A 14,855-nucleotide genomic window follows, 5' to 3' on the forward strand; every position below is an offset into this window, starting at 1 on the left:
TTCAACGGCTGGATGCTGGTCAGGACCGGCCTGCCCAGCTTCCTCGTCACCCTCGGCACGTTCCTGATCCTGCAGGGTGTGAACCTGGCGGTGACCAAGCTGGTCACCGGCAACGTCGCCACCGACGACATCAGCGACATGGACGGCTTCGACCAGGCCAAGGCCGTCTTCGCCTCGACGTTCGAGATCGGCGGCGTCAACGTGAAGATCACCGTCGTGTGGTGGCTGGTCTTCGCGGCGCTGGCCACCTGGGTGCTGCTGCGCACCAAGTACGGCAACTGGATCTTCGCCGTCGGCGGCAACAAGGAGTCCGCGCGGGCCGTCGGCGTCCCGGTCACCTTCACCAAGATCTCCCTGTTCATGCTGGTCGGCTTCGGCGCCTGGTTCGTCGGCATGCACCAGCTGTTCTCCTTCAACACCGTGCAGTCCGGCGAGGGCGTCGGGCAGGAGCTGATCTACATCGCCGCGGCCGTCATCGGCGGCTGCCTGCTCACCGGCGGCTACGGCTCCGCCATCGGCCCGGTCTTCGGCGCCTTCATGTTCGGCATGGTCCAGCAGGGCATCGTCTACGCCGGCTGGAACCCCGACTGGTTCAAGGCCTTCCTCGGCGTGATGCTCCTCGGCGCCGTCCTCATCAATCTGTGGGTCCAGCGCACGGCGACCCGGAGGTGACCACCCCCATGACGACCGACAACACCGGCACCCACGGCGCCATCCTCGCGGACACGCCCCCCGCGGACGGCGACCGCCCGCTCGTCGAACTGCGCAACGCGGGCAAGTCCTACGGCAACATCCGCGCTCTGCACGGCGTGAGCCTCGAAGTCCACCCCGGCAAGGTCACCTGCGTCCTCGGCGACAACGGCGCCGGCAAGTCCACCCTCATCAAAATCATCTCGGGCCTGCACCAGCACACCGAGGGCGAGTTCCGCGTCGACGGCGAACCGGTGCGCTTCTCCACCCCGCGTGAAGCCCTGGACCGCGGTATCGCCACCGTCTACCAGGACCTGGCGACCGTCCCCCTGATGCCGGTGTGGCGCAACTTCTTCCTCGGCTCCGAGATCACCAAGGGACCCTGGCCCGTCCGCCGTCTCGACATCGACACGATGAAGAAGACCGCCGACGAGGAACTGCGCAACATGGGCATCGTCCTCGACGACCTCGAGCAGCCCATCGGCACCCTCTCCGGCGGCCAGCGCCAGTGCGTCGCCATCGCCCGCGCCGTCCACTTCGGCGCCCGCGTCCTCATCCTCGACGAGCCCACCGCCGCCCTCGGCGTCAAACAGTCCGGCGTGGTCCTGAAGTACATCGCCGCCGCCCGCGACCGCGGCCTCGGCGTCATCTTCATCACCCACAACCCCCACCACGCCTACATGGTCGGCGACCACTTCAGCGTCCTGCGCCTGGGCACCATGGAACTCTCCGCCGACCGCAGCCAGGTCAGCCTCGAAGAACTCACCAACCACATGGCCGGCGGCGCCGAACTCGCAGCCCTCAAGCATGAGTTGGCCCAGGTGCGCGGCGTGGACGTCGAGGAGCTCCCCGAGGAGGAGGACCTCACCGCGCCCGTGGCGAGCGCGGGCGAGGGGAAGTCCTGACATGGCACCCGCACTGGACCGCATCCGCATCGGTTCCGCCCCCGACTCCTGGGGCGTCTGGTTCCCCGACGACCCCCGGCAGGTGCCCTGGGAACGCTTCCTGGACGAGGTCGCCGAGGCCGGCTACTCCTGGATCGAACTGGGCCCGTACGGCTATCTGCCGACCGACCCGGCCCGTCTCACCGACGAGGTGGCCAAGCGGAACCTGAAGGTTTCGGCGGGTACGGTCTTCACCGGCCTGCACCGCGGCCCCTCCGTCTGGGAGGACACCTGGGCGCACGTGAGCCAGGTGGCCGCGCTCACCCAGGCGACGGGGGCCCGGCATCTCGTCGTCATCCCGTCCTTCTGGCGGGACGACAAGACGGCGGAGATCCTGGAGCCCCCCGAGCTGACGGCCGAGCAGTGGGCCCACCTCACCAAGGGCATGGAGCGGCTGGGCCATGAGGTGAAGGAGACGTACGGCCTGGACATCGTCGTCCACCCGCACGCCGACACCCACATCGACACCGAGGACCACGTCGAACGGTTCCTGGACTCCACCGACACCGACCTGGTCAACCTCTGCCTCGACACCGGTCACTACGCCTACTGCGGCGGCGACAGCGTCAAGCTGATCGAGACCTACGGCGAGCGCATCGGCTACCTGCACCTCAAGCAGGTCGACCCGGAGATCCTCGCCGACGTCGTCGAGAACGAGGTGCCGTTCGGGCCCGCGGTCCAGCGCGGGGTGATGTGCGAACCGCCGTCCGGTGTACCGGACCTGGAGCCGGTGCTGGTCGCGGCGCAGCGGCTCGGGGTCGAGCTGTTCGCGATCGTCGAGCAGGACATGTACCCGTGCGAGCCGGACAAGCCCCTGCCCATCGCGGTGCGCACCCGCACGTTCCTCCGCTCCTGCGGGGCCTGAGCCGGTGCCGGCCCACCCTCGGGGCATGGACGACAACGAGATACGCCTGGAGGCCGGCGCCACCGCGTCGGCCTCCGCGCTGTCGCTGCGCCCCTGGCGCCCGGCCGACGCGGTCGGCCTGGCCGAGGTGTACGGGGACCCCGCCATGCGCCGCTGGTCGAGCGTGACCATGGCGGACGAGGCGGACGCGGTGCGCTGGGTACGGGAGCAGCGGGAGGGCTGGGAGACGGGCAGGCGCCTCGCCTTCGCCGTCCTGGAGACCCGACTCGGGGACGAGGAAGGGCGGTTGGCCGGTCATGTCGTCCTCAAGGCACCCCACGGCCCGTCCCCGGAGGTCGGCTACTGGACCGCCGCCCACGCACGCGGCCGGGGCGTGGCCTCCCGGGCGCTGGGCGCCCTGACGGACTGGGCCTTCACCGCCTTCGCCGGGCTGACCCGCCTCACCCTCCTGCACCAGGTCGACAACCTGGCTTCCTGCCGGGTCGCGGAGAAGGCCGGGTACGGCTTCGACGGCCTGCTGCTCGCCGCCCCGCCGGAGTTCCCGCTCGACGGTCATCTGCATGCACGGGTACGCGGGAGCTGACGGCCTGACGGCCTGACGGCACGTCCGGCCGTCAGCTCCCGGGTGAACACCACCCGCGGCTGACCGGGCCCGTGGTACTCCTCCTCGACCCGCACGGCGAAGTCGAGGGAAGCGGTCGTGGTCGGCGAGGGTCGGCTGGATGTCGGTGCCGCGGGGGCGGGGGAGGGGCACGGACATGGCGCCGATCATGGCAGAGACGCGCCGACAGGCGGGTGCGCGCGGGCGCTCCTATGCTGGTGCCGATGGGCCGCACGCGGCGGCCCGTGCCCTCTGGTGCGGCTGTGGCCTGCGGTGTTCGTCTCCTCGGCTGGGAGGAGTGAGCCCATGACGCATCCGTGCAACCGACTGCGCAGGGGGGCCGTCGTCGCCACCGTGGTGGGAGCGCTGGTGGCACCGGCCGCGGGCGGAGCCGCCGTGGCGCTGCCGTACTCGACGGCCGTCGAGGCCCAGCCCTCGCCGTCCCCGACCGGCGACGCCGTCCGCGAGCTCACCCCCGCCGTGCAGCGCCAGATCGACCAGGCCGTGCAGCGGGTCATGAAACAGGCGAGCGTCCCCGGGGTGAGCGTCGGCATCTGGACGCCCGACAGGGGCCGGTACGTCAAGTCCTTCGGCGTCGCCGACAGGAGCACCGGCGAGAAGATGAGGCCGGACCTGTTCATGCGGATCGGCAGCGAGACCAAGACGTTCACCGTCACCGCGGTCCTCGAACTGGTCGACGAGGGCAGGATCGGCCTCGACGACACCATCGACAAGTACGTCGCGGGCGTCCCCAACGGCAACAAGATCACTCTGCGTCAGCTGGCCGGTATGCGCAGCGGGCTGTTCAACTACACGGAGGACGACGGCTTCTTCAAGGCGATGACGTCCGACCCGCAGCGGTCCTTCAGCCCGCAGCAGCTGCTCGACTACGCCTTCGACCACCCCGTCATGTTCCAGCCCGGCGCCGAGTTCGACTACAGCAACACCAACCTGATATTGCTCGGCCTGGTCGTCCAGAAGGTCAGCGGACAGTCGGTCGGGAACTACATCCAGGAGCACGTCCTCGATCCGACCGGCCTGAAGGACACGCTCTTCCCCACGGGCAACGAGTTCCCCGAGCCGCACGCGCAGGGCTACACCGACCAGACCGCCAACGGCGGGATCGAGGACACGGCCGACTGGAACCCCTCCTGGGCCTGGGCCGCCGGTGCCATGATCTCCACGCTGGACGACCTGCGCGTATGGGCACGCACGGTGGCCACGGGCAAACTGCCCGACGGTGACACACTGATCAGCCCCGCCGTGCAGAAGCAGCGGCTGACCACACCGCCGACCACGATTCCCGGCGCCGGATACGGTCTCGGCATCTTCAACGTGCAGGGCTGGATCGGCCACAACGGCTCCCTGCCGGGCTACGAGTCCCTGACCGTCTATCTGCCGTCGGCGCAGACGACCCTCGTGGTCGTGCTGAACACCGACATCAGCTACAAGAACGAGGAGCCCAGCACCCTGTTCGGCGACGCGATCACGACGATCATCTCCCCGGACCACGTCTTCGACCTGCCGCCCCCGCGGGCGGCCGGGCGACCGGGCCCCCGGCCGGGTGAGGGGAGCCGCGGGCGGGCCCGGCGGACCGGCCGGGCACGCCCCGCGCCACGGATGTCAGGCGCTGCGCACCTCCGCGATCGTCACCGGCCGGTGCTCGTGCAGCGACAGCGTGCACGCCTCCGCGATCCAGCCCGCCTCCAGGGCGTCCTCGATCGTGCAGGGGGAGGGCCGGGTGCCGGCCACCACCTCGGTGAACGCGGTGAGTTCGGCGCGGTAGGCGGCGCTGAAGCGGTCCATGAAGAAGTCGTACGGGGTCCCGGACGGGAAGGTCACGCCGGGCTCCACCGAGCGCAGCGGCAGCCTGTCCTCCAAGCCGACCGCGATCGAGTCCTGGAAGCCGTGGATCTCCATTCGGACGTCGTAACCCCGGGCGTTGTGGCGGGAGTTGGAGATCACGGCGATGGTGCCGTCGTCGAGGGTGAGGATCGCGCCCGTGGTGTCGGCGTCGCCCGCCTCCTTGATGTAGTCGGCGCCCCGGTTGCCGCCGACCGCGTACACCTCGGTCACCTCCCGGCCCGTCACCCAGCGGATGATGTCGAAGTCGTGCACGGAACAGTCGCGGAAGATGCCGCCGGACGCGGCGACGTACGCGGCGGGCGGCGGCGCCGGGTCCAGCGTGGTCGACCGGACGGTGTGCAGCTTGCCCAGCTCGCCACCCTGCACGGCGGCGCGGGCGGCGACGAAGCCGGCGTCGAAGCGGCGGTTGTAGCCGATCTGGATCGGCACGTCCTTCCCCCGGACGGCCTTGAGCACCTCGACGCCCTCGCTCATGGTCCTGGCGACGGGCTTCTCGCAGAAGACGGGGATGCCGGCCTCGACCCCGGCCAGGATCAGCGCGGGGTGGGCGTCCGTCGCGGCGGCCACGACGATGCCGTCGACGCCGGCCGCCAGCAGGGCCTCGGGCGAGTCCACGACCTCGGCGCCGAACCGCTCGGCGGCGGACTTGGCGGCCTCGGCGAACGGGTCGGTGACGACGAGCGACTCGACGGCGTCGAGTCCGGAGAGGGTCTCGGCGTGGAAGGCGCCGATACGGCCGAGGCCGAGGATTCCGATACGCATGGGGTGCTGCTCCTTGGGGTGGGGTGGTGCTGTGCCCCGTAGGGGTGCGGGGCTGTACTGACATGCGGCGCCGCCGCGTGGGCGCGACCCGCCACGATGTGCCGCAGACGGCGGACGGCACATCGTGGCGACTTCTCAGTCGAGTCCGCCGAGCACGTTCTGGTCCCAGTCGATCACCGATCCGGTGACCACGCCGGACCGCTCGGACAGCAGGAACACCACGAAGTCGGCGATCTCGTCCGGCTGGCCGAGCTTGCCCATCGGCAGCCGGGCGGCCGCCTGCTCGCGCCAGTCGTCCCCGGCGCCGTGGAACGCCCGCTGGGTGGCGTCCTCGCCCTCGGTCGCCGTCCAGCCGATGTTCAGGCCGTTGATGCGGACCCGGTCGAAGCGATGGGCGTGCGCCGCGTTGCGGGTGAGGCCGATCAGCCCCGCCTTGGCGGCCACGTACGGGGCGAGGAACGGCTGCCCGCCGTGCGCGGAGGACGTGATGATGTTGACGATCGTGCCGGGCGCCTCGCGGCCCACCATGTCCGCGACCGCGGCCTGCATGGCGAAGAACGGCGCCTTGAGGTTGATCGCGATGTGCTGGTCGAACAGCTCGGGCGAGGTGTCCAGCAGCGTGCCCCGCGAGGTCAGCCCCGCCGAGTTCACCAGGCAGTCGATCCGGCCGTACGACTCCACCACCCGGGTGACGGAGGTCTTCGCCTGCTCGGCGTCCGCCAGGTCGGCGCGGACGAACATCGCCTTGCCGCCGGCGGCCGCCAGCTCCGCCACCAGCGCCTCACCCGGCTCGGGGCGCCGGCCGGTGACGGCCACGACCGCGCCCTCGCGGACGGCGGCCCGTGCGATGGCCGCGCCCACACCCTGGCTGCCGCCGTTGACGAGGACGACCTTGTCGTCGAGAAGTCCCATGAAACGGGGTTCCTTTCCGTATCTCGCGCCGTACGGCGTCAGCTCTCGCGCCGCTCGGCGCCGGCCCGCAGCTCGTCCCGCAGAGCCCGCGGTGTCCATGCCTCGCGCAGCGCCCGCCGTACGGTGTCCGCCTGGGACGGCGGGGCCAGGCCGTCGACCGGCGGGTCGCTGTCGAGGTTGGTGGGGAAGGGGTAGCCCTCGGCGCTCGCGGCGATCACGCGCTCCAGCCACGCCTCGTCCGCGCCGTCGGCGGCGCGCTTCAGCAGCACCGGGTAGACCGCGTTCGCGACCGCCTCGCGGTCCACGGTCTCCATGGCCCGCCCGAACGCGGAGGACACCTGGAGGAGGTTGGCCGTGCGGCGGATGCCGGTGGAGCGGTTGGCGCCGGCGGCGTGGAAGAGGGCGGGGTTGAAGAAGACGGCGTCGCCCTTGGCCAGCGGGAGCTGGACGTGGTGGGCCTCGAAGTACCGCTGGAACTCCGGCAGCCGCCACGCCAGATAGCCGGGCTCGTACTTCTGCGAGTGCGGCAGGTACATCGTCGGGCCGGACTCGACGGGCATGTCGCAGTGCGCCACCGCGCCCTGCAGCGTGAGGACGGGGGAGAGGCGGTGGACGTGCGCCGGGTAGGCGGCCGCGGTCGCGTTCGGGAGGAACCCCAGGTGGTAGTCGCGGTGCGCGGTCTGTGCCGCGCCGCCCGGGTTGACCACGTTGACCTGGGAGGTGACCTGGTAGCCGGGGCCGAGCCAGGCCGTGCAGACCAGGGCCAGGAGGTCGTTGGCGTAGTAGTCGGCGAAGGCCTCGGGGTCGCTCAGGGCCGCTTTCTCCAGCGCGTTCCAGACGCGGTCGTTGGCTCCCGGCTTGGCGAAGTGGTCGCCGGCGGTGGTGCCCGAGGCGCGCTGCTCGGCGATCAGGGCCTCGAACACGGCGGTCAGCCGGTCGACGACCGCAGGGTCGAAGGCGGCCCGGAAGACCACGATGCCGGGCCCGTCGGTGAGGGCGCGGACCAGCTCCGCGCGGACGGCGGGCCCGTCGGCGGCCCGCAGCCGGTCGCCGTCGTAGACGAGGGCGCCGCCCTCCACCGACGTGGCGTACGGGTGGTCGGCGAGGTCCGTCCGGTGCTCGACGAGCGCGCGGAAGGCGTCGAGGTCGCAGTCCTGCTCGGTGAACCGGGCGGAGGGCGCGGTGGAGGGGAAGGACATCGTCGTCCCTTCGGTCACGGGAAGCCATGCGGCTCTGTCATTCTTGTCAGTACAAACCCGTCGAACAACCGGCAGCGAGCCCTCAAAAACCCCTCAAGACGACCTCCCCGGAGACTGCTGTGGGCCACCCCTTCCCCATCCGCGAGATCGCCCGACAGGCAGGTCTGAGCGAGGCCACCGTGGACCGGGTCCTCAACGGGCGGGGAGGGGTGCGCGCGTCGACCGCGCAGGAGGTGCGGCGGGCCATCGCCGACCTCGACCGGCAGCGCACCCAGGTCCGGCTCGTCGGCCGCACCTTCATGGTCGACGTCGTGGTCCAGGCGCCGGAGCGGTTCAGCACGGCCGTGCGCGCCGCCCTGGAGGCCGAGCTGCCCTCCCTGCACCCGGCCGTGCTGCGCTCCCGCTTCCACTTCCGCGAGACCGGCCCCGTCGAGGAACTGGTCGCGACCCTGGAGCGGATAGCCCGACGCGGCTCCCAGGGCGTCGTCCTCAAGGCGCCGGACGTCCCCGAGGTCACGGCGACGGTCGGCCGGCTGGCCGCGGCCGGCATCCCCGTCGTCACCCTCGTCACCGACCTCCCGGCCAGCGCCCGCCTCGCCTATGTCGGCATCGACAACCGGGCCGCCGGCGCCACCGCCGCCTATCTCATGGGACAGTGGCTGGGCGAGCGGCCCGGCAATGTGCTCACCAGCCTCAGCAGCGGCTTCTTCCGCAACGAGGAGGAGCGCGAGATGGGCTTCCGCGGCGCCATGCGCGCCCGCCACCCCGAGCGCGCCCTCGTCGAGATCGCCGAGGGCCAGGGCCTGGACGCCACCCAGTACGACCTCGTCCGCGCCGCCCTCGCCCGCGACCCGGACATCCGCGCCGTCTACTCCATCGGCGGCGGCAACATCGCCACCCTGCGCGCCTTCGCCGACCTGGGCCGGGAGTGCGCGGTGTTCGTCGCGCACGACCTCGACCACGACAACACCCGCCTGCTGCGCGAGCACCGCCTCTCCGCCGTCCTCCACCACGACCTGCGTCAGGACATGCGCGAGGCCTGCCACGTCGTGATGCGGGCCCACGGGGCACTGCCGCCCGCCGGCCCCGTGCTGCCGTCGGCGATCCAGGTGGTGACCCCGTACAACATGCCGCCCCAGGCCGCGGCGGGCTGACGCCGGTCCGCGGACGGGGCGGGAGGGCAGGACGTGGCCACGAGGGCCGTCGAACGATGTGCGGAGCGGAGCGCTGATGACGAAGCCCTGTCGGCAGCCTTACTGGTATCGCCTGCGCATGCGTACCGCCGCTGAGCCGTGGGCCGGGTGGAAGGGGCTGGGCGGACCGGAGTTCAGCCGGGTCCCGAACGAGGCGTTGAGGGACATGTCCCTGGAAGCCTGGGCCACCGCCTTCCTGCGGGAGGCCCGGAGCGAACTGGACGACCTACGCGGTGACCTGCTGATCGAGTGCTATGCCGGACCGGCCCCCAGTGCGGACACCGAACCCGTGCACTCCGCTCAGGTGCCGCTGGGACCGCCGTCGGGGTGATCCGACGGATGAGTCGAGGTGACCCGGCATCGGCTCCGAGGGCCGGGGCCGGGCATGCGCCGTCACCCTTCCGGTCGCACGTCGACCCACGACCCGGTCTCCGCCGACCGCGCCATCGCGTCCAGCACGGCCGCGCTGTGCACCGCGTCCGCGAGTGTCGCTCCGTGCGGCGTGCCCTCCGCGATCGAGCGCAGGAAGCGGTACGCCTCGATCACCTTCAGGTCGTCGTAGCCCATCGCGTTCGCCGCGCCGGGCTGGAACGCGGCGAACTCGCCGGCGCCCGGGCCGACGTACACCGTGCTGACCGGCTGGTCCTGGTAGGTGGTGCCGCGGCTGACGGCCAGTTCGTTCATACGGCGGAAGTCCCAGAAGACGGCGCCCTCGGTGCCGTGCACCTCGAAGCCGTAGTTGTTCTGCTCGCCGACCGAGACACGGCAGGCCTCCAGGACGCCTCGGGCGCCGGAGGCGAAGCGGAGCAGGCAGCTCACGTAGTCCTCGTTCTCCACCGGGCCGAGATCGCCGCCGGTGGCCAGGGTGTGGCCGGCGGTGGCGCCGGTGGGGCGGGCGCGCTGCGGCAGGAACACAGCGGTGTCGGCGGTCAGCGAGGTGATGTCGCCGAGCAGGAAGCGGGCCAGGTCGGCGCCGTGCGAGGCCAGGTCGCCGAGCACCCCGCTGCCGCCGCGTTCACGTTCGTAGCGCCAGGTCAGGGCGCCGTCGGGGTGCGCCGCGTAGTCGCTGAACAGGCGGATGCGGACGTGTGTGACCGCGCCGATCCCGCCGGAGGCGATGAGCTTGCGGGCGGCCTCCACGGCGGGCGCGTTGCGGTAGTTGAAGCCGACCGCGCTTCGGACGCCCGCCTTCGCGACCGCGTCCGCGACCGCGCGGGCGTCGTCGGCCGTGAGGCCCACCGGCTTCTCGATCCAGAGGTGCTTGCCGGCCTCGGCCATCGCCACGCCGATCTCGCGGTGCAGGAAGTTCGGCGCGGTGACGCTGACCGCCCGCACCCGCGGATCGGCGGCGACCTCCCGCCAGTCGCGGGTCGTCGAGGCGAACCCGTACCGCGCGGCGGCCTCCTCGGCCCGGCCGGGGACCTCCTCGGCGACCACGACCAGCTCCGGCCGCACCGTGAGCTGCGGGAAATGGTGGAGCACGCGCGCATACGCCTGTGTGTGCACCCGGCCCATCCAGCCGAACCCGACGACGGCGACACCCAGCGCTTCCACCATGACAGCCACCACAGCCCTTCTGGACCGATCCATTCTTGTCCAGGCCACCCTGAGGGCGGCTTTCCGCGGGTGTCAACCCCGATCGGACCCTTTGACAACCGGACCGAGTCATGGAACGGTCCAATCCATGAGACCGCCGACCATCCGTGACGTCGCCGACCGGGCCGGGGTGTCCAAGTCGCTGGTCTCCCTCGTCCTGCGCGGCTCCGACCAGGTGCGCGCCGAGAAGCGGGAGGCCGTCCTGAAGGCGGTGCGCGAGCTGGGCTACCGGCCCAACGCCGCCGCCCGCAGCCTCAGCGAGCAGCGCACCCTCCCGCACTCCCGGCTGCGCACGAGCGGGGGGACCCCCATGATCGGCGTCCTCCTCAACGACCTGCGCAATCCCTGGTACGTCGACCTCCTCGACGGCCTCAACTCGCTGCTGCACGCGAGCGGCCTGCACATGCTGCTCGCCGACGCCCGCCTCAACCGCCGGGTCGGCCACGACCTCGCCGGGCCCTTCCTGGACCTGGGGGCCGACGGCCTGGTCGTCGTCGGCACGCTGCCCGACCCGACCGCCCTCGACGCGGTCGCCGCCCGCATCCCGGTGGTCGTCGCGGCGGCCCGTGAGCCGGTGCCGGCGGGCGTGGACGTCGTCGCCAACGACGACGAGCGGGGCGCCCGCCTGGTCACCGAGCACCTCCTCGGGCTCGGCCACCGGCGGATCGCCCACCTCGCGGGGTACGGCGCCGTGGGCGAGCTGCGCCGCAGCAGCTTCGAGGCGACGATGCGGGCGCACGGCCTGGCGGACCGGGCGGTGGTCGAGCAGTGCGACATGACCGAGGAGGGCGGCTACCGCGCCACCGTCCGGCTGCTGGCCCGCCCCGACCGGCCCACCGCCGTCTTCGCCGTCAACGACATCGCCTGCGTCGGTGCCCTGTCGGCCGCCGAGGAACTGGGCCTCGGGGTCCCCCGCGACCTGTCCGTGGTCGGCTACGACAACACGAGCATCTCCCGGCTGCGCCACGTGTGGCTCACCACCGTCGACCACGCGGGCCACGAGGTCGGCCGCCGCGCCGCCCGATGCCTCCTCGACCGCCTGGAACGGCCCGGGGGAGAGGGGCGGGTGCAACTGGCGGCGCCCACGCTGGAGGTGCGGGGGACGACCGGGCCGCCACGCGGGGACGGCTGACCGGCCCGGCCGGGAGGGGGCCACATCGCGACGGGTGGCCCCGCCGGGAGGGAGCCTCGGCGCGACTGGCGGCCCGGCCGGGCCCGGGTGATCGTGGAGAGCATGGCGATCCCCACTGCGCCCGCCGCGGCGCCGCACCGGCGCGGCACCCGTGAGTCCGTCCTCTTCGGCGGTGTCTACGGCGCCGTCCTGGCGAGCTCGATGGTCGCCGCCCTCACCGAGTACGGGCACACCTCACAGGACAGCCGGCGCTACGACGCCGCCTGGCTGCTGGTGACCGCTCTGGCCTCCGCCCTCGCACACGGCTACGCCCACTTCGTCGCCGAGCGGGGACCCCGCCGGCGGGCGGACGTGCTGCGCGTCCTCACCGACGAGTGGCCCCTCGTCGTCGCCGTCCTGCCCAGCGTCGTCATCCTCGCGGGCGCGGGCTGGGGCTGGTGGCCGGCGGACCGGGTGGAGTACCCGGCGTTCACCCTGAACATCGTCCTGCTGTTCACGCTGGGCCTGGTCACCGCCCGCGGGGCACAGCGCCCCTGGCCGGTCGCGGTGCTGATCGGCGCGGGGGACGCGCTGCTCGGCCTGGTCGTGGTCGTGGCCAACGCGATCATCAAGTAACGGACGGAGACGGCCGGGAGGGACGCGGCCCGGTGGCGCCGAGGCGTCGCCGGGCCTTTCCGCTGCCGTCACCGATCCGGCCCGAGAGCCATGAACGCAATACAGCGGACAAAATTGTTGACAATCTTGTGTGGCTAGATTTACGTTCGACAGGCACTCACTCAGGGAGGGCACGATGCCGAAGGAAGCCCGTCCGAGCACCGGAGAGCAGGCCAAGCAGCATGCGCTCGCGCAGCTGAGGCAGGCGATCCTGCACGGCGAGATGGCACCGGCGCAGCGGCTGGTGGAGAACGAGCTCGCCGAGCAGTTCGGTGTGACGCGGGCCAGCATCCGCGCGGCACTCATCGATCTGGAGTCCCAGGGGCTGGTCGAGCGGATCCGCAACCGCGGCTCGCGGGTGCGGGTGGTGACCGTGGACGAAGCGGTCGCCATCACCGAGTGCCGCATGGTCCTCGAAGGGCTGTGCGCGGCGAAGGCGGCCGTCGCGGCCGACGACGAGCAGCTGAACGAACTGGCGGACCTGGGTGCGGCGATGACCAAGGCCGTCGCCGACGGCGAGCCGATGACGTACTCCGAGCTGAACCAGGAACTGCACGGCAGGATCCGGGACTTCTCGGGGCAGCGGACGGCCGTGGAGCTGCTGGAGCGGCTCAACGCCCAACTGGTGCGCCACCGCTTCCAGCTGGCGCTGCGGCCGGGGCGTCCGCAGCACTCCCTGAACGAGCATCTGGCGATGATCGAGGCGATCAGGGCCAGGGACCCGCAGGCGGCCGAGGCGGCCGTCCGCGCCCACCTGACCAGCGTGATCGAGGCGCTGCGCGACTGAGAGCCGCGAGGCCGAGAGCCGTGGCGGGGCGGGCGCACACCTGTCACCGAGGAGATGTGAGCAATGACCCAGGCCAACGCGCCCGCCACCCCACGATCCACACTCGTCGTCACCGCGCACGCCGGGGACTTCGTGTGGCGGGCGGGCGGCGCCATCGCCCTGGCCGCCGCCCGGGGGGAGCAGGTCACCATCGCGTGCCTGACCTTCGGTGAGCGCGGCGAGTCCGCCAAGGCGTGGCGCGAGGGGAAGAAGCTCGACGAGATCAAGGCGCTACGCCGGGACGAGGCCGAGCGCGCCGCCGCCACCCTCGGCGCCGAAGTCCGCTTCTTCGACGCCGGCGACTACCCGCTGGTCCCCACCGCCGAACTGACCGACGCACTGGTCGAGCTCTACCGCGAGACCCAGCCGGACGTCGTCCTCACCCATCCCGCCGAGGACCCGTACAACGGCGACCACCCCGCCGCCCACCGCATGGCCCTGGAGGCCCGCGTCCTCGCCCAGGCCATCGGCTACCCGGGCCCCGGCGAGATCATCGGCGCCCCGCCCGTCTTCTACTTCGAGCCGCACCAGCCCGAGATGAGCGGCTTCCGGCCCGAGGTCCTCCTCGACATCACCGAGGTGTGGGAGACCAAGCGCAAGGCGATGGAGTGCCTCGCCGCCCAGCAGCACCTGTGGGACTACTACACCGACCTCGCCGTCCGCCGCGGCGTCCAGCTCAAGCGCAACGCCGGCCCCAACCTGGGCCTCGCCCACAGGACCCTGGCCGAGGCGTACATGCGCCCCTACCCGCAGATCGCGAAGGAGCTGGCATGAGCGAGCCGAGGCGCAGCGCGGGCCAGGGGTCCGCGGAGCGAAGCGGAGTGGGCGCCCGGCCGCAGCGGAGCCGAACCGGAGCTCCGCGGAAGGAGGAAGCATGAGTGGCGTGATCGTCACCGATCCGCCGAAGGCGGACCTGGCGGACGTCGACGCGCTGGCCGGGTTCGGGGTGGCCACCGTCAGCGAGGCGATGGGCCGTACCGGCCTGCTCGGCCCGGAGATCCGGCCCGTCCAGCAGGGTGTACGCGTCGCGGGTACCGCCGTCACCGTGCTGAGCTGGCCCGGCGACAACCTGATGATCCACGCCGCCGTCGAGCAGTGCGGCGAGGGCGACATCCTGGTCGTCACCACCACCTCGCCGTCCTCGGACGGCATGTTCGGCGAACTGTTCGCCACCGCCCTCCATCGGCGGGGCGTGCGCGGTCTGGTCATCAACGCCGGTGTCCGCGACACCCAGGAGCTGCGGGAGATGGACTTCCCGGCCTGGTCCCGGGCCGTCTGCGCGCAAGGCACGGTCAAGGCCACCGGCGGCTCCGTCAACGTACCCGTCGCCATCGACGGTCAGCTGATCCGCCCCGGCGACGTGATCCTCGCCGACGACGACGGGGTCGTGGTCGTTCCCCGCGAGCGCGCCCGTGCGACCGTGGCGGCGTCCGAGGCCCGCGAGGCCAAGGAGGCGAAGTCCCGTGCCGCCTTCCTCGACGGCGAACTCGGCCTGGACCGTTACGGGTTGCGGGACACGCTGAAGAAGCTCGGCGTCGAGTACCGCACCTATGAGGAGTACTCCTCGTACGCGCGGGAGCGGTCGTGAGCGGCGGGGCCGAGGGGGTGCCCTGCC

The 14,855-nt window shown here is 72.1% G+C and carries 15 protein-coding genes and 1 pseudogene; 12 read left to right on the forward strand and 4 right to left on the reverse strand.

The genetic code is table 11. The annotated features are described in order from the left end of the window. The 5 genes and pseudogenes from ACPT94_RS35835 to ACPT94_RS35855 all read left to right on the forward strand — a co-directional run. On the forward strand, positions 1-672 hold a 672-nt coding region (locus ACPT94_RS35835; RefSeq protein WP_425247773.1), incomplete at its 5' end, for an ABC transporter permease. A gap of 8 nt (positions 673-680) precedes the next feature. Beyond that, entirely contained in the window at positions 681-1,595 is a 915-nt protein-coding gene (locus ACPT94_RS35840) for an ATP-binding cassette domain-containing protein (RefSeq protein WP_425247774.1), read from the forward strand. A gap of 1 nt (position 1,596) precedes the next feature. Then, complete coding sequence (locus ACPT94_RS35845; RefSeq protein ID WP_360346614.1) at positions 1,597-2,499, forward strand: sugar phosphate isomerase/epimerase family protein; 903 nt, start codon at positions 1,597-1,599, stop codon at positions 2,497-2,499. A 25-nt stretch (positions 2,500-2,524) separates the two neighbouring features. Then, the gene (locus ACPT94_RS35850) at positions 2,525-3,082 is read left to right on the forward strand and encodes a GNAT family N-acetyltransferase (RefSeq protein WP_360346612.1); all 558 of its coding nucleotides are present in this window, start codon (positions 2,525-2,527) and stop codon (positions 3,080-3,082) included. A gap of 324 nt (positions 3,083-3,406) precedes the next feature. Beyond that, positions 3,407-4,642 (forward strand): annotated as a pseudogene (locus ACPT94_RS35855) (serine hydrolase domain-containing protein); the annotation flags it as partial. A gap of 81 nt (positions 4,643-4,723) precedes the next feature. Here ACPT94_RS35855 and ACPT94_RS35860 read toward each other — a convergent pair. The 3 genes from ACPT94_RS35860 to ACPT94_RS35870 all read right to left on the reverse strand — a co-directional run bounded on the left by ACPT94_RS35860 (position 4,724) and on the right by ACPT94_RS35870 (position 7,839). After that, positions 4,724-5,728: a Gfo/Idh/MocA family protein gene (locus tag ACPT94_RS35860; RefSeq protein WP_425247775.1), complete on the reverse strand. Its 1,005-nt coding sequence runs from the start codon at positions 5,726-5,728 to the stop codon at positions 4,724-4,726. A 135-nt stretch (positions 5,729-5,863) separates the two neighbouring features. Further along, the gene (locus tag ACPT94_RS35865) at positions 5,864-6,640 is read right to left on the reverse strand and encodes an SDR family oxidoreductase (RefSeq protein ID WP_360346606.1); all 777 of its coding nucleotides are present in this window, start codon (positions 6,638-6,640) and stop codon (positions 5,864-5,866) included. A 38-nt stretch (positions 6,641-6,678) separates the two neighbouring features. Continuing rightward, a complete protein-coding gene (locus ACPT94_RS35870) occupies positions 6,679-7,839 on the reverse strand; it encodes a phytanoyl-CoA dioxygenase family protein (RefSeq protein WP_360346604.1) in 1,161 nt (386 codons plus the stop codon). 119 nt (positions 7,840-7,958) lie between these two features. On the opposite strand from ACPT94_RS35870, the gene ACPT94_RS35875 reads away from it, so the two are divergent. Together ACPT94_RS35875 and ACPT94_RS35880 are read left to right on the forward strand one after the other, a co-directional pair. Beyond that, entirely contained in the window at positions 7,959-8,993 is a 1,035-nt protein-coding gene (locus tag ACPT94_RS35875) for a LacI family DNA-binding transcriptional regulator (RefSeq protein ID WP_360346602.1), read from the forward strand. Positions 8,994-9,111: 118 nt separating this feature from the next. Further along, a complete protein-coding gene (locus tag ACPT94_RS35880; RefSeq protein WP_360346600.1) occupies positions 9,112-9,363 on the forward strand; it encodes a hypothetical protein in 252 nt (83 codons plus the stop codon). 62 nt (positions 9,364-9,425) lie between these two features. Here the strand turns inward: ACPT94_RS35880 and ACPT94_RS35885 are convergent, their stop codons facing one another. Next, positions 9,426-10,589, reverse strand: a complete 1,164-nt coding sequence (locus ACPT94_RS35885; protein ID WP_360346598.1) for a Gfo/Idh/MocA family protein — start codon at positions 10,587-10,589, stop codon at positions 9,426-9,428. Positions 10,590-10,716: 127 nt separating this feature from the next. Between ACPT94_RS35885 and ACPT94_RS35890 the strand changes: the two genes are divergently transcribed. The 5 genes from ACPT94_RS35890 to ACPT94_RS35910 all read left to right on the forward strand — a co-directional run bounded on the left by ACPT94_RS35890 (position 10,717) and on the right by ACPT94_RS35910 (position 14,828). Continuing rightward, on the forward strand, positions 10,717-11,760 hold the full coding sequence (locus ACPT94_RS35890; RefSeq protein ID WP_360346596.1) for a LacI family DNA-binding transcriptional regulator: 1,044 nt from the start codon (positions 10,717-10,719) through the stop codon (positions 11,758-11,760). A gap of 102 nt (positions 11,761-11,862) precedes the next feature. Further along, a complete protein-coding gene (locus ACPT94_RS35895; RefSeq protein ID WP_360346594.1) occupies positions 11,863-12,375 on the forward strand; it encodes a hypothetical protein in 513 nt (170 codons plus the stop codon). Positions 12,376-12,550: 175 nt separating this feature from the next. Beyond that, positions 12,551-13,201, forward strand: coding sequence for a GntR family transcriptional regulator (locus ACPT94_RS35900; protein WP_360346592.1), 651 nt, complete (start codon positions 12,551-12,553; stop codon positions 13,199-13,201). Between the two features lie 63 nt (positions 13,202-13,264). Continuing rightward, positions 13,265-14,014, forward strand: a complete 750-nt coding sequence (locus tag ACPT94_RS35905) for a PIG-L deacetylase family protein (RefSeq protein WP_360346590.1) — start codon at positions 13,265-13,267, stop codon at positions 14,012-14,014. 100 nt (positions 14,015-14,114) lie between these two features. Next, a complete protein-coding gene (locus ACPT94_RS35910; RefSeq protein ID WP_425247776.1) occupies positions 14,115-14,828 on the forward strand; it encodes a 4-carboxy-4-hydroxy-2-oxoadipate aldolase/oxaloacetate decarboxylase in 714 nt (237 codons plus the stop codon). The last annotated feature ends 27 nt before the right edge of the window (positions 14,829-14,855 follow it).

The organism is Streptomyces aurantiaciflavus, from assembly GCF_049808595.1.
GTDB lineage: Bacteria > Actinomycetota > Actinomycetes > Streptomycetales > Streptomycetaceae > Streptomyces.